Origin of the sequence: Gilvimarinus algae, assembly GCF_030518215.1 — a bacterium.
In the GTDB taxonomy this organism is placed as follows: Bacteria; Pseudomonadota; Gammaproteobacteria; order Pseudomonadales; family Cellvibrionaceae; genus Gilvimarinus; species Gilvimarinus algae.
The window spans coordinates 186078-207021 of the sequence record NZ_JAULRT010000059.1; the positions used below are offsets into that span (position 1 = coordinate 186078).

The 20944-nt window shown below is 55.1% G+C and carries 13 protein-coding genes; 9 read left to right on the top strand and 4 right to left on the bottom strand.

Going from position 1 to position 20944, the window contains the following annotated elements; translation table 11 throughout:
- Nucleotides 1-11: 11 nt before the first annotated feature.
- On the bottom strand, nt 12-1496 hold the full coding sequence (locus QWI16_RS12180) for a SulP family inorganic anion transporter (RefSeq protein ID WP_302713485.1): 1485 nt from the start codon (nt 1494-1496) through the stop codon (nt 12-14).
- 217 nt (nt 1497-1713) lie between these two features.
- Nucleotides 1714-2346, bottom strand: a complete 633-nt coding sequence (gene mobA, locus QWI16_RS12185) for a molybdenum cofactor guanylyltransferase MobA (protein ID WP_302713487.1) — start codon at nt 2344-2346, stop codon at nt 1714-1716.
- A gap of 288 nt (nt 2347-2634) precedes the next feature.
- Between mobA and pdxH the strand changes: the two genes are divergently transcribed.
- From pdxH to tadA, 8 genes are all read left to right on the top strand, one after another.
- Nucleotides 2635-3276, top strand: coding sequence for a pyridoxamine 5'-phosphate oxidase (gene pdxH, locus QWI16_RS12190; protein ID WP_302713489.1), 642 nt, complete (start codon nt 2635-2637; stop codon nt 3274-3276).
- A 35-nt stretch (nt 3277-3311) separates the two neighbouring features.
- Entirely contained in the window at nt 3312-4289 is a 978-nt protein-coding gene (locus QWI16_RS12195; RefSeq protein WP_302713491.1) for an NAD(P)H-quinone oxidoreductase, read from the top strand.
- On the top strand, nt 4286-5485 hold the full coding sequence (locus QWI16_RS12200) for a CaiB/BaiF CoA transferase family protein (protein ID WP_302713493.1): 1200 nt from the start codon (nt 4286-4288) through the stop codon (nt 5483-5485). Before QWI16_RS12195 ends, QWI16_RS12200 begins: the two co-directional genes overlap by 4 nt.
- A gap of 427 nt (nt 5486-5912) precedes the next feature.
- Complete coding sequence (locus QWI16_RS12205) at nt 5913-9050, top strand: TonB-dependent receptor (protein ID WP_302713495.1); 3138 nt, start codon at nt 5913-5915, stop codon at nt 9048-9050.
- A 97-nt stretch (nt 9051-9147) separates the two neighbouring features.
- A complete protein-coding gene (locus QWI16_RS12210) occupies nt 9148-10692 on the top strand; it encodes a tryptophan halogenase family protein (RefSeq protein WP_302713496.1) in 1545 nt (514 codons plus the stop codon).
- A complete protein-coding gene (locus QWI16_RS12215; RefSeq protein ID WP_302713498.1) occupies nt 10689-12182 on the top strand; it encodes a tryptophan 7-halogenase in 1494 nt (497 codons plus the stop codon). The genes QWI16_RS12210 and QWI16_RS12215 overlap by 4 nt, the downstream gene beginning before the upstream one ends.
- Nucleotides 12179-13672, top strand: a complete 1494-nt coding sequence (locus QWI16_RS12220) for a tryptophan halogenase family protein (RefSeq protein WP_302713500.1) — start codon at nt 12179-12181, stop codon at nt 13670-13672. The genes QWI16_RS12215 and QWI16_RS12220 overlap by 4 nt, the downstream gene beginning before the upstream one ends.
- A gap of 119 nt (nt 13673-13791) precedes the next feature.
- On the top strand, nt 13792-14526 hold the full coding sequence (gene tadA, locus QWI16_RS12230) for a tRNA adenosine(34) deaminase TadA (RefSeq protein WP_370659929.1): 735 nt from the start codon (nt 13792-13794) through the stop codon (nt 14524-14526).
- Here tadA and QWI16_RS12235 read toward each other — a convergent pair.
- The gene (locus QWI16_RS12235; RefSeq protein WP_302713502.1) at nt 14523-14957 is read right to left on the bottom strand and encodes a hypothetical protein; all 435 of its coding nucleotides are present in this window, start codon (nt 14955-14957) and stop codon (nt 14523-14525) included. The two genes, tadA and QWI16_RS12235, sit on opposite strands and share 4 nt — an antisense overlap.
- Before the next feature lie 109 nt (nt 14958-15066).
- The gene (gene mltF / locus QWI16_RS12240) at nt 15067-16566 is read right to left on the bottom strand and encodes a membrane-bound lytic murein transglycosylase MltF (protein ID WP_302713504.1); all 1500 of its coding nucleotides are present in this window, start codon (nt 16564-16566) and stop codon (nt 15067-15069) included.
- Nucleotides 16567-17000: 434 nt separating this feature from the next.
- On the opposite strand from mltF, the gene purL reads away from it, so the two are divergent.
- Nucleotides 17001-20873, top strand: coding sequence for a phosphoribosylformylglycinamidine synthase (gene purL / locus QWI16_RS12245; RefSeq protein ID WP_302713506.1), 3873 nt, complete (start codon nt 17001-17003; stop codon nt 20871-20873).
- The last annotated feature ends 71 nt before the right edge of the window (nt 20874-20944 follow it).

Sequence of the window (20944 nt, forward strand, 5' to 3'; positions counted from 1 at the left end):
TTTATTATGTGTCAGTGACCCATCAGCTTTTCAACGGCTTCGGGCTTGTCGTGCACAGCGAAACGGTCCACCAAAGTGGCACTCGCCTCGTTGAGACCAATCAACTCTACGTTGGTGCCCTCGCGGCGCAACTTGATCACCACCTTATCCAGTGAGCTAATGGCGGTGATATCCCAGAAGTGAGCGCGCGACAAGTCGATAGTGACACGATCCACCGCCTCTTTGAAGTCAAAGCGGCTGACAAACTGCTCGGCCGAGGTGAAAAAAACCTGCCCCACCACCTGATAGGTTCGATGGCTATTGTCCTCATCCAGCTCGGAGCCAATATAAAGCAAGTCGCCTACCTTGCGGGCAAAAAACAGCGCGCTGAGCAGAACACCCAAGAGCACACCCAGGGCCAAGTTGTGTGTGGCCACCACTACGGCGACAGTGGAGACCATGACAATGGACGAACTTTTTGGGTTAGTGCGCAGAGCCTTGACCGATGACCAGCTAAAAGTACCAATGGAGACCATGATCATGACGGCCACCAATGCCGCCATGGGGATCTGAGCGACCCAGCGGTCGAGAAATACCACCAGGATCAACAAAAACACGCCGGCCACCAGAGTGGACAGCCGGGTGCGCCCACCGGATTTCACGTTGATCACCGATTGGCCAATCATGGCGCATCCGGCCATGCCTCCCAGAAATCCCGCACCAATGTTCGCGGCGCCCTGGCCCATGCACTCGCGGTTTTTATCGCTGTTGGTGTCGGTCAGGTCGTCGACAATGGTAGCGGTCATCATCGACTCGAGCAGCCCGACAGCGGCCATGGTCAGTGCGTAGGGAAGAATAATGGTCAGCGTCTCAAGGTTAAGCGGAATATCCGGCAGCAGGAAAATCGGCAGGCTGTCGGGCAGCTCGCCCATGTCACCCACGGTGCGGACGTCGATACCAAAGTAAATGGCGACAATGGTCAGGCTGACGATGCAGACCAGCGGCGAGGGGACCGCGCGCGTGATATAGGGGAAAAGGTAGATAATACCCAGCCCCGCTGCCAGAAGGGCAAAAACGGGTAGAGTGGCATTGGCGCCGGTAAATTCAGGTACCTGGGCCAGAAAGATCAGAATCGCCAGAGCGTTGACAAAGCCCGTTACCACCGAGCGTGAGACAAAGCGCATCAAACCGCCGAGTTTGAGCACCCCGGCAATGATCTGAAAACCCCCACAGAGCACCGTGGCTGCCAGCAAATACTGCAAACCATGGTCTTTGACCAGTGTCACCATCAGCAGCGCCATGGCTCCTGTGGCCGCTGAAATCATACCTGGCCGCCCGCCGGCAAAGGCAGTCACCACGGCGATACAGAAAGAGGCGTAGAGCCCCACCTTAGGGTCGACCCCGGCGATAATCGAAAAGGCAATGGCCTCGGGAATCAGGGCAAGGGCGACAACGGTTCCGGAGAGCAAATCGCCGCGAACATTGCTCAGCCAGTGCTGGCGTAAAGTGTCAAGCATAGTGGTGTCCAGTACAGGGTTTTACTGCGTGCAGCAGGAGGTGCACCGAGCGCGCGGCCCAGTTCGTGGGGGTGGGGCCGGGCCCCTCAGCGGAGACGTCCTAAGGCGGACTGGTGTTGCCTGTGTCAGTCATGGCGCAGTTGGGTCATTCGGAAAAGGCGGCAAGTCTACCAGATTGGCCGGTAATTGCCAGGCGATGCCCCCGAGTACTGGTTCGTTAGAGGTCGCCGTAACGGGCGATCAGGTCCTGGGCGGCGTAGAGATCCTGGGGTGCATTAATGTTGGTAAAGGGATCAAAAGGCTCGCTCGCGAAATCCACAACGACGTGGGGGTGTTCGACGATCCAGTGCTGAAGCCAGGGAATCTCGCCTTTTTCCAGGGTTTGGGCAAACTCCTCGATCAGGTTTTTGTGCCACAGAGCAAATACGGGCTGGATTTTGTCACCCGAGCGGGCTACGGCAATTTTGCAGTCCGGCTCAGTGATAGCCGCCGCCAGTTGGTCGACCATGTCGCGCGGAAAAAAGGGCGTGTCGCAGGCGAAGCTCGCCAGCCACTGGCAGTCGGGTCGTTCGCGCTGCATCCAGCTCATGGCGGCGTGGATGCCCGCCATGGGGCCGGGGAAGTCCGAGAAGACGTCCGGCACCACCTTGAGTTTGGTGCGGGCAAAGCGCAGAGCATTGCCGTTGGCGCTGAGCAGGAGTTGATCCACCTGCGTCTGCGCGCGGCCAAGGCTGCGGCTGAGCAGGGTCTTGTCTCCCAAGGGCAGAAGGCATTTATCGCCACCGCCCATGCGGCGGGCGAGTCCTCCAGCCAGTAACACGCCCGTCGGCTTTGTCGAGTTATCGAACATGGCAACTCACTGCTGTAGATATATGCGCCAATTCTACGCGTAATTGTGTATGGATTGTAGTCACAGGCGCCACTATTTGCCGAACCTTTTCTTATTGACCTCAATGGGCTTGGGATGATTCCACCGCTTCGTCATATTACTTGAAATCGTTCGGTGGTGTCGCTCCGTTGGCAGGCTAAGCGGGGAAGTGGAGAGAAATCCACGGTTGAGCCTGATCACTGGCGATCGACATACGCTCTGCGGACGTATAATGTCGCATCAGAAATACCTTGAACGAAGGGGTGAGCGATGAGCCACATGTTTGAAGCCAAACGGCGTGAGTACACTCAGGGAGGCCTGCGCCGGCGGGATTTGGCGGACAGCCCTCACGCGCAGTTTGAGCGTTGGTTTGCCGAGGCGGAGGCGGCCGGCCTCAGTGACCCCACGGCGATGGTGCTGGCGACGGCCGATGCGCAGGGGCAGCCCTCCCAGCGCATTGTATTGCTCAAGCACTTGGACGTGCAGGGGTTTGTTTTTTACACCAACCAGTCGAGCCGTAAGGGCCGCGAGTTGGCGGCCAACCCTAGGGCGAGCCTCCTGTTTCCCTGGCACCAGTTGGACAGGCAGGTAAAAGTCAGCGGCGCCATAGAGCGTGTCGAAAAGGCCATGGCGGCAAGCTACTTCGCCTCTCGGCCGCGCGAAAGCCAGTTGGCGGCCTGGGCCTCGGAGCAAAGCCAGGTTATCGGCTCGCGCGAGGCACTGATGGAGGCTTTTCGCGAGGCTGAAACCCGATTTGCCAATACAGAAATCCCACTGCCGGACAACTGGGGAGGCTTCCGTTTGCTTCCGCGTGACGTAGAGTTCTGGCAAGGTGGGGCCCACCGTCTGCACGACTGCTTTCGCTATCGCAAGGACGAGGATCACTGGGTCATTGAACGTCTGGCACCGTAAGTCGCTATGTTGGCTGAGAGTATGAAATAAACGCTATGCGCGCGATTATCAGCACATCGCCAGACGCGGCCGGACTGGTGTTGGACGATATAGCGGCCCCGTCGCCTGGGCCTGGCGAGATTCTAATTAAGGTCGCGGCCGCGGGCGTTAACCGGCCGGACGTTCTTCAGCGCCGGGGGCTCTATCCCCCACCAGCAGGAGCGAGCGACCGGTTGGGCCTTGAGGTGGCGGGCCGGGTAGACGCACTTGGTCCTGGAGTATCCAGCTGGCGCCCTGGGCAAGCGGTGTGCGCATTGGTGAACGGTGGTGGCTATGCCGAGTGTGTCGTCGCTAGGGCAGATCAGGTGTTGCCCGTTCCCGCTAACTTCTCTTACCTGCAGGCAGCCGCTCTTCCCGAGAGCTTTTTTACGGTTTGGCACAATGTCTTTCAGCGTGGCGGGCTCGGACGCGGGGAGCTGCTGCTGGTGCACGGTGGCGCCAGCGGTATAGGGACCACCGCCGTGCAGTTGGCGAGTGCTTGCGGCGTCCGGGTGTTTGCGACCACTCGTAGCGCCGCCAAATGCCCCGCGATTGAGGCCCTGGGCGCAGAGCGCGCCATTGATGTGATGAGCGAGGACTATGTTGAGATCCTGCGCGGCGCCGGCGGGGCCGATGTGATTCTGGACATGGTTGGCGGTGATTATATTGCACGCAACTTTAGAGCGGCGGCGGCCGATGCACGCATTGTCAATATCGCCTATTTGGCGGGCAGCAAGATGACCCTTGATCTGCTGCCTGTGATGCTAAAGCGCCTGACCCTTACCGGTTCCACGCTGCGCTCGCAAACCGATGAGGTGAAAGCGGCTATCGCGCAGCAGTTGCATGCGCAGGTGTGGCCCATGTTAAGTCGTGGAGAGTTAGCGCCGGTGATTGCTGCGCATTTTCCCCTGGCTGAAGCGGCCAGGGCGCACCAGTTTATGGAGTCCGATGAGCATATCGGCAAGATTGTTTTGGCGGTAGAGGATATGGCATGACAGAAACGCTGAAGCCACTGACGGGGATTCGGGTTATCGAGTTCGGCCAGTTGATCGCCGGCCCCTTTGCTGGCTGCCTGCTCGCTTACTTTGGTGCCGAAGTCATAAAGATAGAGCCGCCCGGCCAGGGCGATCCGATTCGGGGCTGGCGGGCCGTGGAAAACGGCACCTCCTTCTGGTGGCGCAGCATTGGTCGCAACAAGAAAAGCGTGACTATCGATTTAAAACACCCGGAAGGCGCCGCCTTGGCCCACAAACTCACTGACACTGCGGACGTTGTGATCGAAAATTTTCGCCCCGGGGTCATGGAGTCCTGGGGGCTTGGGCCTCAGACGTTAAAGCAGAGCAATCCTGAGCTTGTGTACGCGCGCATTTCCGGCTTTGGGCAGGACGGCCCCTACTCCGCCAAGCCCGGGTTCGCCTCCGTATGCGAGGGCATGAGCGGCTTTCGTTACGTCAACGGTTATCCCGGTCACGCGCCGGTGCGCCCCAATTTGAGTATTGGGGATTCCATTGCCGGGCTGCATGCGGCTTTCGGGATTGTCCTGGCGTTACTGGGGCGTGATCGACACCAAAGCGGTGGCCAGGTCGTGGACGTCGCGCTGTACGAGTCTATGTTCAACTTGATGGAGGCGGTAGTGCCCGAATATTCGGGCGCCGGTATTGTGCGTGAGCCATCGGGCACCACGGTTACAGGTATTGTACCCACGAATACTTATTGTTGTAGCGATGGCAAGTACGTTGTGATCGGCGGCAATGGCGACTCCATATTCCGCCGCCTTATGGTGGCTGTGGGCAGGCCCGAGATGGCGGAGGATGCGCGCATGGCAAACAACGCCGGCAGGGTCGCCTGTGAGCAGGAAATTGATACGGTTTTATCCGAGTGGTGCGCTACCAAAAACAGCGCGACTGTGCTCAGCACTATGGAGCAGGCCCGGGTCCCCGCCGGCCCGATATACAGTGTGGCCGATATGTTTTCCGACGAGCACTTTCGGGCGCGAGGTTTGTTTGAGCGTGTTGAGATTGATGGCCGGGCCCTGGAAATCCCGGCAATGGCGCCCAAGCTTGCCGAGACGCCCGGCGGCACCCAATGGCCGGGGGGCGAAGTCGGTGAGCACAGCTGGCAAGTACTGCAAGAGAGCTTAGGCCTGTCGGAAGACGACTACGCCGGGCTGCGCGAACGGGGCGTGATTTAATTGGCAAGGATGCTGCTGTTTTTTGGTGCGCGCCGGGCGATCTGTGCATCGTTATTGATCTTATCGGGCGAGGTGGCTTAAGGCGGCAAAGCAGGCTATGCTGATTTCGCAGGGGGCTTTTGACGACGCGGTGAGCGGGAGGGGCCCCTTAAAATAAAAATAATGTGATTTTTTGCTCAAATATTGACAACGTTGTCCAAAGCGGAGTAAAAATAGTATCTGAGTTTACGGAAAATTAATGTTAATAAGTAACATAACTCAGGAGTGAGCTCTTAATGTTTCATTAAGTTACGTTAAACACCCCCTTGCGTTTCGTGCAGTAACAAGGTTGGTGTGGTTGTTGCTCTAATGAGACAAGAAAATCGGGGGTTCGGGGCATCCGATCCGAATGCTAAAAAGATCATTCTCAAAGAAGGATAATATGGCTATGCAATTCAGTAAAAAACTGCTGAGTCTCGCGGTGTGTGCCGCGACGACAGGTTTGACACTTCCAGCGGCTTACGCTCAGGAAGACAACGGTGAGGAGTTGGTCGAAGAGGTTGTGGTTCGTGGCATGCGTGTCAGCGTGCAAAACGCGCAGGACATCAAGCGCAATGCCGATACCATCAAAGATGTGGTAACCGCATCTGACATTGGCGCTCTACCTGACAAGTCAGTGACGGAAGCGCTCCAGCGGGTACCGGGTGTTACCATTGAGCGCTTTGCCTCTTCCGATGACCCGAACCACTTTGCCGATGAAGGTACCGGCGTATTGGTTCGCGGCTTGGACCGCGTACGCAGCGAGATCAACGGACGCGGCGCTTTCAGCGCAAACCCCTGGGGTGGGCTGAATTACGAAGATTTCTCTCCCGAGCTTCTCGGTGCTGTAGAAGTCACCAAAAACCAAACGGCCGATATGTCAGCTGGTGGTATCGCAGGTACCGTGAACCTAATCACCCGCAAGCCCTTTGACTCGCCAGACATGATGTTTGGTGCCACCGTTAAGGGTAACTATGGCGACTTCCGTGAAGAGTGGAGCCCAACGGCCTCTGCGCTGTTCAGCGATCGCTGGGAAACCTCTGCTGGTGAGTTTGGCTTTTTGATCAGCGGTTCATACTCTGAGTTGTTGACTCGCGGCGATGGTGTTGGCGTTGCTAACTTTTATTCCCGTGGTGACTCATTTATCGGGGATTACCTCGGTTGGGGGCCCGTCGCTTCGATTGATCCCGAAAGCCCGGTTGACGGCCCCGCTATCGGTGGTCAGGAACCAGGTACAGTCGTTTGGGTTCCAGGTCAGTACTCTATGCGGACGGCTGAAAACGACCGCGAGCGCGAAGGTCTAGCTACTTCATTGCAGTGGCAAAACACCGATGAGACGGTTATCGCAACGCTTGAGTACATTCGTTCAGATGCTTCTTTGACTTGGCGCGAAAGGGTTGTTGGTGCGCAGGCTCAAGGCTTCGACAGGGCTCCTCGTTCTCACCCGGCCTATTATGGTACTGAAGAGTACCCGATGAGCTTTGACGAGAATAATTTCTTTGAGCAGGGTGTGTACCGGTATGTTGAGGACTCTATTTTACAGATGTCCTCGCGTTACAACTACAACAAGAATACCGTTGAGGATGCGTCGTTTAATTTAGAGCTTCGCCCCAATGATGACCTGACCATTGAGTTGGACTACCAGCGTGTAGACTCAACCAACAAGGTTGAAAACTACGGTATTAACGCCAGGACTTTGTATGCCTATACCGATACTTATGTGGATCTGACAGGTGATACTCCGACCTTTGAGTTTTTGAATGATGCTTTCTTCGATCAGGCCGTGTCACAAAACTGGGAAGGAAAGGACCAACATTCACATTTGCTTGGATCGGCGCTGGACCAAAATGTCGACTCAGATGCGACTTCTGACCGCTTCGCCTTGGATTTGGATTATCAAATCAGCGATGGCTGGGCGCGCAGTGTAAAAGTGGGGGTCGAGTACTCTGATAAAGACCTTACCATTCGCGATACAGAGTACAGCAACTGGGGTGCGCTGAATTACAGCTATGTGCCGGAGGCGACCGTTGCCGGTTCAGCCTTGACGAATCCCGACGAGTTTGAGACTGTCAATTTTGACGATTTCTACGATGGAAGCGCTTTGCTGGGGCGTACAGAGATTCTGTTCCCGCGTATGAGTAATGCCGAGAACTTTACCGACTTCGTGCGCCGTGGCTGTGAGCAGGGTTTTAATACGGCCAACTACGGTGGCGCCGGTGGCGAGAACCCGGGTCAAAACAACCCGAACTGTTACCTCGCGCAAGCTGATCTGGGTGACCGTATTCCGGGCACTGTCTACGCGCCTCACCAAATCACAGGCTCCAATGAAGAGCGTGCAGAGGCTTATGCCCGGTTTGACTTTGCTTTTGATGACTGGGCAGTGCCGGTACGAGGTAATGTCGGTCTTCGCTATGTAAGCTACAAACTCGAGTCTTCAGGCTTTACCAATCTGCCAGATCGCCCGACAACAGATGGTCAGGGGGCAGATGTAGGTGCCATTTTTGCCGACACCTACCCGGATGCTTACGAGTGGGCTGACGGCGAGGGTCAGGCGACAACAGTCAAAGGCACGGATTATTCTACCGTTTTGCCGAGCTTAAACCTGGCAGCCAACTTGACTGAAGACTTGATCTTGCGGTTTGGTCTGTCTAAAGGTTTGTACTTCCCAGGTTTGCAAGATACCCGTAACTCGAAAGTGATTTCCATGAGTTTCGATAGTATTCGCGAAACTCAAGACGGACCGGTTACGGCTGTTACTAACCTGCAAATTTCGGGTATCGCGCGCAATCCAAATCTCCAGCCTGAAGAGGCGATCAACACGGACCTTAGCCTCGAATGGTACTTCGCGGACGCGGGTTCATTGAGCATGGCGGTGTTTAATAAAGATATTGATCATCTCTTCCGTGAGCGTAGCTTTATTGAAGAAGTGCCTAATGTCAGAAACGGAACAGCGCAAACAGTGACCTTCACCGGCCCCGCCAACGAAGGCTCTGGTAGTATCCGTGGCTTTGAATTGTCCTATAGTCAATTCTATGACTTCCTGCCGGGCATTCTGAGCGGTTTGGGCTTACAGATGAACTATACCTACATCGATCAGGATGACCTGAACGATAAGGTTGACGGCTCCCAGGTAGGTCAAATCCGATACGATACCGGCGGTAATCCGATTTATGATGACCGTGCTAACTTCCGCGCATTCAGTAACTTGCCTCTGCCGGGTTATTCCGATGAGAACTACAACATCATCGGTATGTATGAGTATGCGGATATTTCGGCTCGTGTGGCTTATACTTGGCGCTCTGAGTTCATGGTGACTCGACGTGATTCGAATGAGTTTGCCCCGGTTTATCAAACTGACTACGGCCAGTTGGATGCTTCTATTTTCTACAACATTACCGACAATATTAAAGTTGGCTTGGAAGGTACTAACTTGACCAACGAGGTAACGACAACAGAAGTGCAGTACAATCAGGAAGGAGATAGAACACAATCTCTTAACTTCTTGACTGATCGCCGCTACGCCGTTAGTTTGCAAGTGACCTTCTAAGAGAAGCAGTCTCTTTGAAGAAATGCGCGCCATGAAAGTGGCGCGCATTTTTTTTTGGGGTTAAGATTCTATCGACTACGCAGCGTTGGATAAGAAGATGGTTAAGCAATCGATCGTGATAGTGGGGGGAGGTACGGCAGGTTGGATGGCTGCCGCCGCGCTATCGAACAAGCTCAATCCATATTTGTATGATGTTACATTAATCGAGTCCGAGAAAATTGGTACTGTTGGGGTGGGTGAGGCAACTGTTCCGCATCTGCGCTACTTTAATGATAGCCTAGGTATTGATGAGCGAGATTTTATTGCCAGAACAAATGCTACCTACAAGCTGGGAATTGAGTTTGTCGACTGGGGCAGTATAGGATCCTCTTATGTTCATCCCTTTGGCCTTTTTGGTCGACCTCAAGGCGACATCAGCTTCCATCATTACTGGGTGAAAGCCCATAAGCTTGGTGCTGCCTTGCCCATCACCGATTATAGTGTGGGTGCTGTTTCTGCTGAGCAAGAAAAATTCTCATACCCTACCGATGACCCCGATTCTTTGGCCTCAAAATTCAGTTACGCTTTCCATATAGATGCGTCGTTGTATGCTGGTTACTTAAAAGAGTACGCGAAATCGAAAAGCGTAAAAAGACGAGAGGGAAAAATCGAAGCGGTAAAGACCAATGAAGAGGGCGATATAGAGAGCTTGACTCTAGATGACGGCACAAAAATCAACGGTGATTTTTTTGTCGATTGCTCTGGCTTTCGGTCTTTACTGTTGGGTCAAACACTCAATGTTGATTTTGAGTCTTGGGCACACTGGCTTCCATGCGACAGGGCTGTCGCTGTCCCCTCAGAACGAAGCGGTGCCCCGATACCATATACCAAAGCAACGGCGAAGTCGGCAGGTTGGCAATGGCGTATACCTTTGCAGTCGCGTATCGGTAACGGATTGGTGTATTGCAGCAAGTACTTGTCGGATGAGGATGCTGAAAAAACTCTATTGTCAGGCTTAGATGGTGCGCCTTTGGCAGATTTGAACTTCTTGCGCTTCCGTGCTGGCCGTAGACGGTGCTCCTGGGCAAAGAATTGTGTGGCAGTAGGCCTATCCGGTGGTTTTCTCGAGCCTTTGGAATCTACAAGTATTTATTTGATTCAAGTTGCCATAACGAAGCTGCTGGATTATTTTCCTGGAATGCAGGACAGCTCTTATCTTCGCCAGCAATTTAACGCGGAGATGGAGGATGAGTATAAAAAAATTAGAGATTTTCTTATTCTCCACTATGTGGCAACCAATCGGGATGATTCGGATTTTTGGCGTTATATTCGGTCCATGGAGTTGCCTGAGTCTTTGGAAAGAAAAATGAGACTTTTCTGTGAGCGAGGTGTGGTTGAGCAGTATGTAAAAGGCATGTTTCTTGAGCCTAGCTGGGTGGCTGTCTATTTGGGGCAGGGGATCGTGCCAGAAAACTACCACCCAGCCGTTGACTCTATGAGCGAAGATGAGTTAGTTCAAAGTCTTGATCGCTTAAAAACTGAGGTGCAACACCATGTAGAACTCATGAGTAGTCATGCAGACAGTCTCAATTTTTACGCAAGCGAAGAGAGTTTCAAGTCGTGGCCGCCGGGCGCAATGAGTTTATATGGGGTGTTTTCATGAGCGCTGGCATACGAAAGTTGGTTATATGTGGAGGCGGCATTGAATCCTATACTTTGGCGCATCGGTTAAAAAAGCACTTTTCAGATTCTCTGTCTATAACTCTAATTGAGTCTGGAAATGTTTCCGAGCCTGCTTGCGTTTCTGTTCCACCTGCTGCGGTAAATTTTTTTACATCGCAAGGTGTTTCGGAGGACGTTCTGGTGGGTGAGGCGGGAGGCCTGTATCGCACCGCAGTTCTTCTTAAGTCCGTGAACCAAGGAAAGGACTTCTATTTACCATTTTCTCCCCCAGGCTTTATGCTTCATGCTCGTGACTTTCAGCATTTTTATGTGTGGGCACATAAGAAGGGGCTGGCGCACAGCTACGATGAGTTTTCTCTAAGTTCGATGTCCGCAAAGAGGCTTAAGTTTCTTCCCGCCTCTAAGGATGCTGGGTCATTGCTGTCGACGCTGAATCATGGTTACACATTAGATGTGACACGCCTAAAAGACTATCTTCGTTCTAAATTTCAATCTATGGGTGGTTCGATTGTTGATGGCGAAGTGAGCTCTGTGAGTCTGGATGCTGACGGTTGTATAGCTTGTTTAGATGTTCATGGGATCGATGATTCTTCAGTGGTTGGTGATTTTTATATTGACTGTTCCGGCGAAGATAACAGTAATTTGTCGAGTGCGTTGAACGCTTCTTTTCTAAGTGAGAGGAAGTCCTTGCCTGTTGATTCGATCATAAGATCGGTTTCCAGTTGCTCAGGCTCTTATCGTCCGTTTAGTTCTATTTCTCTGCAGGGGGCAGGATACATTATAGAGCAAAGTGCGCAGTATAAAAAACAATCTGATTTTGTTTATAATAGTGGCGAACTATCCGATGAGGAAGCAGTGAATCTATTTTCTGAGTACATGCGTACCCCGCCTTCTGATCTAAAAAAGCTAAGCGGTCAATCAAAAAGACGGAATCAGTTTTGGGTAAAAAATTGCATTTTTATGGGGGCGTCATCAGGCTTTTTGCAAGATCCCTTTATGGGTACCTATTCGCTTTCTCAATCATCAATCTTGCGATTTATTAGCCTTTTCCCTAGCGCTAAAGAGTCCGCCCCTTTGGCAGAGGAATATAATCGATTAACTCATCTCGAGTATGACTGTGTTGTTGATTTCCATTCATTGCTGTTTCGTGTTTTTGGTTTGAAAAGTGCTAATGCTCGGTCCGATAGTTTCTTGGGTGAAGCTGTCTCAGATAGACTGAAATCCAGAGTGGATATGTTTAATCATACGGGTAGAGTGCCGTTTAGAGAGGGAGACCCTATATCGCAGGACTTATGGGTGTCTACCTTGCTTGGCAGCGGATTGGTGCCCAGAGCCTATGATATCTTGGTGGAGGGAATAGAACCAAAATGGATTGCTGATCAACTTAAGAAAATGTTTCAAATGATTGATGGCGCCTCTGCAAAGATGCCCTATCTCAAGGATTATATCGCTCAGGGGTCGGCTGTATGATAATGCCCTGGAAACGCATTGTGATCGCCGGTGGAGGTACAGCCGGCTGGATGGTCGCTGCAGCTCTGGCTCGAGTCTTTGGTAAGTCAGGCTATGAGATTACTCTGGTCGAGTCTCCCGATATTGGACCTGTTGGAGTGGGTGAGGCAACCATACCGCCTTTGATTGCCTTTAATCGGATGCTGGGGTTAAACGAGCAGGAGTTTATCCGTCAAACCAAAGCTACCTTTAAGCTGGGGATAGAGTTCGTGGACTGGAGGTCCGCTGGCGAGCGCTATTTTCATGGTTTTGGTGGATTTGGCACCGCAGCGCAGGGTGTGCCTTTCTATCACTACTGGTTAAAGTGGAAAAAGGAGAATCCAAACTCAGATTTATCGGATTTCTCTGTCACAGCAAGCAGCGCACGATCGCAGAAGTTTATTCATCCCGACTCTCGCGGTGCAGCGGCCATCGCCAATATGCGCTACGCTTACCATATCGATGCAGGACTCTATGCGTCTTATCTTAAACACTTTGCTATTGCTCTAGGTGTAAAACACGTACAAGATGAAATCCTTGATGTTTGTCTAAGACCTGACAATGGCTTTATTGAAGCTCTGCAGTTAAAGAGCAGCAATGCTCTGCAAGGTGATTTTTTTGTCGATTGCACAGGCTTCAAGTCCCTTCTGTTGGGCAAGGCTCTGGGGATTCCGTACACGACTTGGGGCGAGTGGTTACTGTGTGACAGTGCGCTCGCCGTAGCGTCAAATCATGCCAGCGAAGCGATATCCCCCTATACGACTGCAATTGCGCACAGCGCCGGTTGGCAGTGGCGCATCCCTCTTCAGCACCGCCTTGGTAACGGTCTAGTTTATTCCAGTAGCCATCTCGATCATGATGCCGCGCAAACTCTTCTTCTAAGCCGTATTGAAGGTGAGCCTCTTTCCGGTATGAAAAATATTAGATTCACTCCTGGTGTCCGGAAGAAGGCATGGGAAAAGAACTGTCTGGCCGTTGGATTGTCCTCGGGGTTTGTTGAGCCGCTGGAATCAACTAGTATCCATTTGATCCAGTCGGCAATCAGTAGGCTTGTTCAATTGTTTCCTGATGCCGATACTAATGAGGTGTTGGCTAGGCAGTTCAACAGAGATTTCTCGAGCGATATGGAGGAAGTTCGAGACTTTATTATTCTCCATTATTGCCTGACAGAGCGAGTCGGTGACCCGTTTTGGGAGCGCTGTCGAACTATGTCGTTGCCTGACAGTTTGCAGGAGAAATTAGAACTTTTCAGATGCTCAGGCCGACTTATCTATGAACAGAAGAATGTTTTCACAGACATCAATTGGGTAAGTGTGCTCATCGGCCAGGGGGTGCTTCCAGCCTCTCATAGTCCGCTGGTGGATGGCATTCCGCTGAGAAATTTGCAAACCTTTATGGAGAAAACCCGCTCTGAGATCGCCGCAGCAGTTGATACTATGCCGTCGCACCAATCGTTTTTGGCGCGCTTGTAACTCTAGCGTACGGGGGCAATGGCAAGAAATGTCTTTATGGGCGCTCTATTAGAAAAAGAGTACTTCACAGCGCTTGTGTCAGCCGCTAGGATAGCGCGAAGTCAGATCTTTGAGGTCCCATGCAAATCTCCCCAGGCTTATACCGCCACTACAAAGGCAGTGATTATTTCGTCTACCGCATCGCCACTCACAGTGAGACCCGCGAACCGCTGGTGGTGTATCGCTGTCTGTACGGTGATTTTTCCTGGTGGGTCAGGCCGTTGGCCATGTTTACCGAGCAGGTGAGCACTGCGGGCGAAGCCAAAGCGCGCTTTGCCTTCGTGGCGCCAATGAGCCTCGCCGAGGCCGAGGCGCTGGCGGCGGGCGAGTCGAGCCAGCCAATGGCCAGCGATGAAGACCGCCACTGGATACGTGAGGCTATGGTGCTGGCGAATATGGCCGCTGAAAACGATGAAGTGCCGGTAGGCGCTCTGGTGGTGAAAGAGGGTGTGGTCGTTGGTCGCGGGTACAACCGACCCATTGGCGGTTGCGACCCGACGGCTCATGCCGAGGTGATGGCGCTGCGCGACGCGGCCCGCGCTCTGGGCAATTACCGGCTCAGCGATTGTACGCTCTACGTGACTCTAGAGCCCTGCACCATGTGTGTGGGCGCTATGGTTCATGCGCGGGTTGCCAGGCTCGTGTACGGCGCTTCAGAGCCCAAGGCCGGGGTGGTGCGCAGTCAGGCACAACTGCTGGATGCTCCCTATTTCAACCACACCGTAACAGTGACGCCCGGTGTGGAGCGCGAGGGTTGTCAGGCGCAATTGCAGGCGTTCTTTCGTCGACGCCGCGCCGAGAAAAAACTGCGTTAGCGCCCGTCCGCTGCCGATAGGTCGGCGATACCGGTTGGCGTTTGGGGGCTTACAGCCTTGGCTGTGTTTACCCGGCCCGCTTTCACCGGATTACAGTTTTCGATGGTGACTCGCCCCTGCAGCAGGTTGCCTTTGGAGTACTCATTAAAGTGGCAGGTGTTGGTGGCCGGATCGTAGTTTTCCACCCAGAGGTTATCGTCCTTCCAGGTCGCGGCAATGTGCTGCTGGCCGTCCGGGACTTTGATTTTCATAACCCCGCCGTAGCGTTTAACAAAGACCTGCTCGAAGTGGAAGTAGTAGGCGCCCCAGCCCCCCGCAAACACCAGCAAAGAAGCGATAATCGCGCTGCGCCAAAAGTTGTGCTTGCCCAGCAAAATCAACACAATCATGGCAAGACAGATGACGGCACCCCAGTAGAGGTAGGTAATCATAGAGAGCTCCGCGGCAGTAAGTAGGGTGACCTCTGATTCACGCCCAGAGGCCTTCTGGCTTAGGCGCTAGTGTTGCCCGCGGCGGCTTGGCTGTCAAACCGCAGTGCGGTTACATCACCGAGGTAGTGGGCAGCTTGGGCTCAGCATCTGGAGGGGTGTCGCTGTTATCCGGCAGGCTGTGATTATCGGCCATGGCGAGGCGGCGGCGCTCTTGTTGATCGTGCCAGGCAATGATATCGCGAAATTGCAAAATGTTATTGACGTATTGCACTGGCTCCCAGCCCCTGGCGTAGCCGTGTGCCAGGGTGCGGTAGTGTTTGCGTTTGGCCAGTAGCGGCAGGTTTTTCTCTACGTCCTGCCACTTATCCGGATCGCCACCGTGGCGCTGGGTGAGTATACGCGCGTCCTCCAGGTGGCTCATGCCGACGTTGTAGGCGGCGAGGGCTAGCAGAGTCCGGTCTGGTTCGGCGATGCGCTCGGGCAGACGGTCGTGGAGCCCTTTGAAATAAATGGCGCCGCCGCGCATGCTCTGCTCCGGGTCCAGGCGATCATCAATACCGACTTCGCGGGCGGTAGTGCGTGTGAGCATCATCAGCCCGCGCACTCCTGTGTGGGAGCGAGCCTTGGGATTCCAATGAGATTCCTGGTAGCTCATAGCGGCCAATAATTGCCAGCTGAGCCCTGTTTCTTCGGCCACCTGTTGGATCATGGCTTGCCATTGCGGCAAGCGGTTTTCCAGTCGCTGCGTAAACAGCAGGGCCCCGCCTGTGCTCACAGGATCTGTGTGCTCAAAAAACTCGCTGGCAAGGGCTGCCAGTGAACCATTTTGTTCAATTTCTGCCAGGTATTGCTGTGCTTTGTCGTAGAGGGAGGTGTCGGCCCGACGGGCGAACGCCCAGCCGAGTGATTCCGGCTCGCCTAAATCAAAGGCCACCTGGGCTTTGGGGAAAATCTTGGCGTTGATCTGATAGGCGTTAGAGTCGACCACGGCATAGTCAATTTCACCGCGATGGACCATTTCCATCAGGTCTATCATCTCCAAACTGCTCTGCTCGCGCCATACCAGCTCGGGATGCTCGGCCTTGAGTTGCTCCAGCCGCTCGACGTGGGAAGATCCGGCGATGACCAATAAGTCGCCCTCGGCCAGGTCGGCCAGCGATTCGGGCTTGGGGTTGCCACGGCGGTAGAGCAGTTGCTGAGTGACTTGCAAATAGGGGCTGGAGAAGTTGACGCGGGCCGCGCGCTGGGGCGTGATGGCAAGACCGGCTGCGGCAAGGTGTCCCTGTTCCCGCTCAATCATTGTCAGCATTTTTGCCAGGCTCTCCTGCTCGACGATATCGAGCTCGACACCCAGGTAATCGGCGAAGCCCTGCAGGAGCACATACTCAAACCCAGTGGCGCCGTGGGGGCCTTCATAGTAGGTGGTGGGTCCGTTGCGGGAGATGGCTGTCAGTGTGCCTGATGCGAGAACCTGTTCCAAAACGGTGGGTGGCCGGCTGGCCACCAGTGCGCCGCACAGCGCAATCAGCGCCAGGGCAAACACCGCCCGCTTTGGCTTGAACCGCCGCGGTAGTGTCTGCACATACTGCCAGATTGTCACTTTCAGCATTCACTCCAGCCTTCCGGTCGATACCGGCTCCGGTTGACAATGACCCCAGAGGCGAGATGCGTGTGTGCCCGCCGAGACCCTGTGCGCAAAATTTGCGCGATTTTAAACGCTACAGGTGTGATGTGCCAGCTTGTAATTGTGCAAAAAGTTTAGTAGGGCTGGTTGAATTTTAGTCGATTCATCTGCCGCCGTCCAAAGCCGTTTTGGCGTAAGGCCAAGGTTTTGCTGGCGTTTTTGGTTATGATTGCAGGGCCGCTTTGGTAAAGTCACCAAAAAGTCGGCCCGGACGAGCACGGGCGGCTGCCAATCAGGAGCAATTGCAGTACAATAGCCGCCCTCTCGCGGCTGCCTCAGCTTGACCCACAGGATGGAGTCAGTCGGCGGCCGGATGTCTACACAACTCCAACCCCGCAAGCTTGAGGTGGCAACCCGCTATGCAGATTTTGCCCGGTGCTCCCGCACTTTCCCCTTTTCGTACCCAGAAGCTGCTGGCCAGCCTGCAGGATGTCGCCCCCGGGGTGACGGGCGTGGCCGCCGAATACACACATTTTGCCGATTTATCCGCCCCTTTGTCGGATGCTGAGCAGGGTGTGCTGGGGCAGCTTTTGACCTATGGCCCGCGCATGGCTGAGGTCTCGCACGAGGGGGAGTTGTTTTTGGTGATCCCGCGCTTTGGCACCATATCGCCCTGGTCATCCAAGGCGACGGACATCGCACACAACAGCGGTTTGTTCTCAATCAAGCGACTGGAGCGGGGCATCAGCTATCACCTGCAAGGTGATATTCAGGGAGTCGAGCGCGAGTCGATCAAGGCGTTGCTGCACGACAGAATGGTAGAGTCCGTGCTCACCGACGTTGATGCCGCTGCAGGCCTTTTTGACCACGCAGAGCCAGCCCCGCAAACCACGGTGGATGTCATGGGCGGTGGGCGCGATGCCCTGGTGACTGCCAACCGCGAGCTGGGCCTGGCGCTGGCCGATGATGAAATAGATTACTTGGTGGAGAATTTTCAAAAGCTCGGCCGCAATCCAGTGGATGTCGAGCTGATGATGTTCGCCCAGGCCAACTCCGAGCACTGCCGTCACAAAATCTTTAACGCCACCTGGACGCTGGATGGCGAAGAGCAGCCGCGCAGCCTGTTCAAAATGATCAAAAACACCTTCGAGTGTGGTGGCGAGCAGGTGATGTCAGCCTATGCCGACAATGCCGCCGTGGTCGAGGGACCTGAGGCCGGGCGCTTTTACCCCGACCCGCACACCGGCGAGTACCGCTACAGCAGCGAGGCCATCAACTTGCTGATGAAAGTGGAGACCCACAACCACCCCACGGCCATTTCCCCGTTTGCCGGCGCCGGCACCGGCGCCGGTGGCGAGATACGCGACGAGGGCGCCGTGGGGCGCGGCTCCAAACCCAAAGTGGGGCTGACCGGCTTTTGCGTCTCCAATCTGCAGATTCCGTCGTTTATCCAGCCCTGGGAGCAGGATTACGGCAAGCCGGATCGCATCGTCAGCGCCCTGGACATCATGCTCGATGGCCCCATTGGTGGCGCAGCCTTTAACAACGAATTTGGCCGGCCCAATATCTGCGGCTACTTCCGCACCTTTGAAGAGAACTACGACGGCGAGCGCCGCGGCTACCACAAACCCATTATGCTGGCCGGGGGCTACGGTAATATTCGCACCGAGCACGTGGACAAACCGCCTTTCAGCGCGGGGTGCAAGCTGGTCGTTTTGGGTGGCCCAGCCATGCTCATTGGACTGGGCGGCGGTGCAGCCTCCTCCATGGATTCGGGAAGCTCTTCAGAGGATCTGGACTTTGCCTCGGTGCAGCGTCAGAACCCGGAAATCGAGCGCCGCTGTCAGGAGGTGATCGACCGCTGCTGGCAGTTGGGCGATCAAAACCCCATCGCCTTTATTCACGACGTGGGCGCCGGCGGCCTTTCGAACGCCTTCCCGGAGCTGGTAAAAGATGGCGGCTGTGGCGGCCGCTTTGAGCTTCGCAATGTGCCCAATGACGAGCCGTCCATGAGCCCGCTGGCGATCTGGTGCAACGAGTCGCAAGAGCGCTATGTGCTGGCGATTGCGCCGGAAAACCTTGAGCGCTTTGAGCAAATTTGCGCGCGTGAGCGTGCCCCCTACGCTGTGGTGGGTGAGTCCACCAGCGAGCAGCACCTGCTGGTGAACGACACGCACTTTGATGCCAAGCCCGTCGATTTGCCGATGTCCCTGCTGTTCGGCAAGCCGCCGAAAATGCACCGCGAGGCGTCGAGCTATACACCGGCGACGGATGAGTTCACCACCTCTGAGATTCACATTAATGAGGCCGCTGAGCGCGTACTCAAGCACCCAAGCGTGGCCTCAAAAAACTTTCTGATTACCATCGGCGACCGTTCGGTGACCGGTATGGTCGCGCGCGATCAAATGGTCGGCCCCTGGCAGGTGCCGGTGGCCGACTGCGCGATGACCACTGTCAGCTACGACTCGGTCAAAGGCGAGGCCATGAGCATTGGCGAGCGTACCCCCGCGGCGCTATTGAACGCCCCGGCCTCAGGTCGTATGGCCATTGGTGAGGCGCTCACCAATATCGCCTGCGCCCCGATTGCCGATATGAAAGACATCAAGCTGTCCGCCAACTGGATGTGTGCCGCCGGCCACAAGGGCGAGGATGAAAAGCTCTATCGCACGGTTGAAGCTGTGGGGATGGAGCTCTGCCCGGCGCTGGGCATTACCATTCCTGTGGGTAAAGACTCGATGTCCATGCGCACAGCCTGGCAGGACGACGGCAAAGACAAGGCCGTTACCGCGCCTTTGTCTCTGGTGATTTCCGCCTTCGCACCGGTCACCGATGTGCGCCTGGCGGTCACTCCGCAACTGCGCACTGACCAGGGCGATACCGAACTGCTGTTGATTGATCTGGGCGCTGGTAAGAACCGCCTCGGCGGCTCCATACTGGCGCAGACCTACAACCAGCTGGGTGATACCCCGGCGGATCTCGACAGTGCCGAGCAACTGAAGGGCTTTTTTGAGGCGACGCAGAAAGCCTTGGCGCAGGGCTGGTTGCTCGCCTATCACGATCGCTCCGACGGTGGTCTGTTTGCCACCTTGGCGGAGATGAGCTTTGCCGGTCATTGCGGTGTGGATGTGGACATCAATGACCTCGGTGAATGCCCGCTGGCGGCACTGTTTAGCGAAGAACTGGGAATCGTGTTGCAGGTTAAACGGGAACACAGCGCTGCTGTGAAAGCGCTCTATGCCGATGCGGGTCTGGCCGGTATGACTCATGTTATCGGCGCGCCCAATGAAGACGACTGGCTGCGCATTGCGCAAAATGGCGAGCTGGTGTTTGACCAAAGTCGCGTGATTTTGCAGAGCCTGTGGAGCGAAACCAGCTACCAGATGCAGGCCCTGCGGGACAACCCGGAGTGCGCAAGCCAGGAATTCGATGCGATTATGGCGCCCAATCCGGGGCTCTCTGTCAGTCTCAGCTACGACCTCAACGACGACATAGCCGCGCCGTATATCGCCACGGGCGAGCGCCCGCGCATCGCGGTATTACGCGAGCAGGGCGTGAACGGCCACGTTGAAATGGCAGCGGCTTTTGACCGCGCCGGTTTTGCCGCTGTGGATGTGCACATGAGCGATCTGTTGGCCGGACGTATGGGGCTCGAAACGTTCAAGGGCCTGGTGGCCTGCGGCGGTTTTTCCTATGGCGACGTGCTCGGTGCCGGTGAAGGCTGGGCCAAGACAGTGCTGTTTAACCAACAGGTGCGCGATCAGTTCGAGAGCTTTTTTAACCGCGCCGATACCTTTAGCCTCGGGGTGTGCAACGGCTGTCAGATGATGTCCAACTTGAAAGATCTGATTCCCGGTGCCGCTCACTGGCCGCGTTTTGTGCGCAACTTGTCTGAGCAGTTCGAAGCGCGCTTTTCGCTGGTCCAAGTGCAGGAGTCTCCCTCGGTGCTGTTTCAGGGGATGGCTGGCTCTCACTTGCCGGTGGCTGTGGCCCACGGTGAGGGGCGTGCGGAGTTCGCCGATGACAGCGCCTTGACGAGCTGCGATACCAGCGGCCTGGTATCCATGCGCTATCTGGACAACAACCTGCAGGTGACCGAGCATTATCCCGCCAACCCTAATGGTTCGCCCCTGGGCATTACCAGTGTCACCAGCGAGGATGGCAGGGCGACGATTATGATGCCGCACCCGGAGCGGGTTTTCCGTGCGGTGGCCAACTCCTGGCACCCGGATGACTGGCGCGAAGATGGTGCTTGGTTGCGGTTATTCCGCAATGCCAGGGTCTTTGTGGGGTGATTCAGTCGCCGCTGCATTGAAAACCTAGCACTCAAAGGCGGGCCAGTGGCCCGCCTTTTTTATGTCCGCGA

Bases quoted from the DNA above. Each gene is read 5' to 3' on its own strand.
- QWI16_RS12180 (WP_302713485.1), bottom strand. From the start codon at position 1,496: ATGCTTGACACTTTACGCCAGCACTGGCTGAGCAATGTTCGCGGCGAT.
- mobA (WP_302713487.1), bottom strand. From the start codon at position 2,346: ATGTTCGATAACTCGACAAAGCCGACGGGCGTGTTACTGGCTGGAGGA.
- pdxH (WP_302713489.1), top strand. From the start codon at position 2,635: ATGAGCCACATGTTTGAAGCCAAACGGCGTGAGTACACTCAGGGAGGC.
- QWI16_RS12195 (WP_302713491.1), top strand. From the start codon at position 3,312: ATGCGCGCGATTATCAGCACATCGCCAGACGCGGCCGGACTGGTGTTG.
- QWI16_RS12200 (WP_302713493.1), top strand. From the start codon at position 4,286: ATGACAGAAACGCTGAAGCCACTGACGGGGATTCGGGTTATCGAGTTC.
- QWI16_RS12205 (WP_302713495.1), top strand. From the start codon at position 5,913: ATGCAATTCAGTAAAAAACTGCTGAGTCTCGCGGTGTGTGCCGCGACG.
- QWI16_RS12210 (WP_302713496.1), top strand. From the start codon at position 9,148: ATGGTTAAGCAATCGATCGTGATAGTGGGGGGAGGTACGGCAGGTTGG.
- QWI16_RS12215 (WP_302713498.1), top strand. From the start codon at position 10,689: ATGAGCGCTGGCATACGAAAGTTGGTTATATGTGGAGGCGGCATTGAA.
- QWI16_RS12220 (WP_302713500.1), top strand. From the start codon at position 12,179: ATGATAATGCCCTGGAAACGCATTGTGATCGCCGGTGGAGGTACAGCC.
- tadA (WP_370659929.1), top strand. From the start codon at position 13,792: ATGCAAATCTCCCCAGGCTTATACCGCCACTACAAAGGCAGTGATTAT.
- QWI16_RS12235 (WP_302713502.1), bottom strand. From the start codon at position 14,957: ATGATTACCTACCTCTACTGGGGTGCCGTCATCTGTCTTGCCATGATT.
- mltF (WP_302713504.1), bottom strand. From the start codon at position 16,566: ATGCTGAAAGTGACAATCTGGCAGTATGTGCAGACACTACCGCGGCGG.
- purL (WP_302713506.1), top strand. From the start codon at position 17,001: ATGCAGATTTTGCCCGGTGCTCCCGCACTTTCCCCTTTTCGTACCCAG.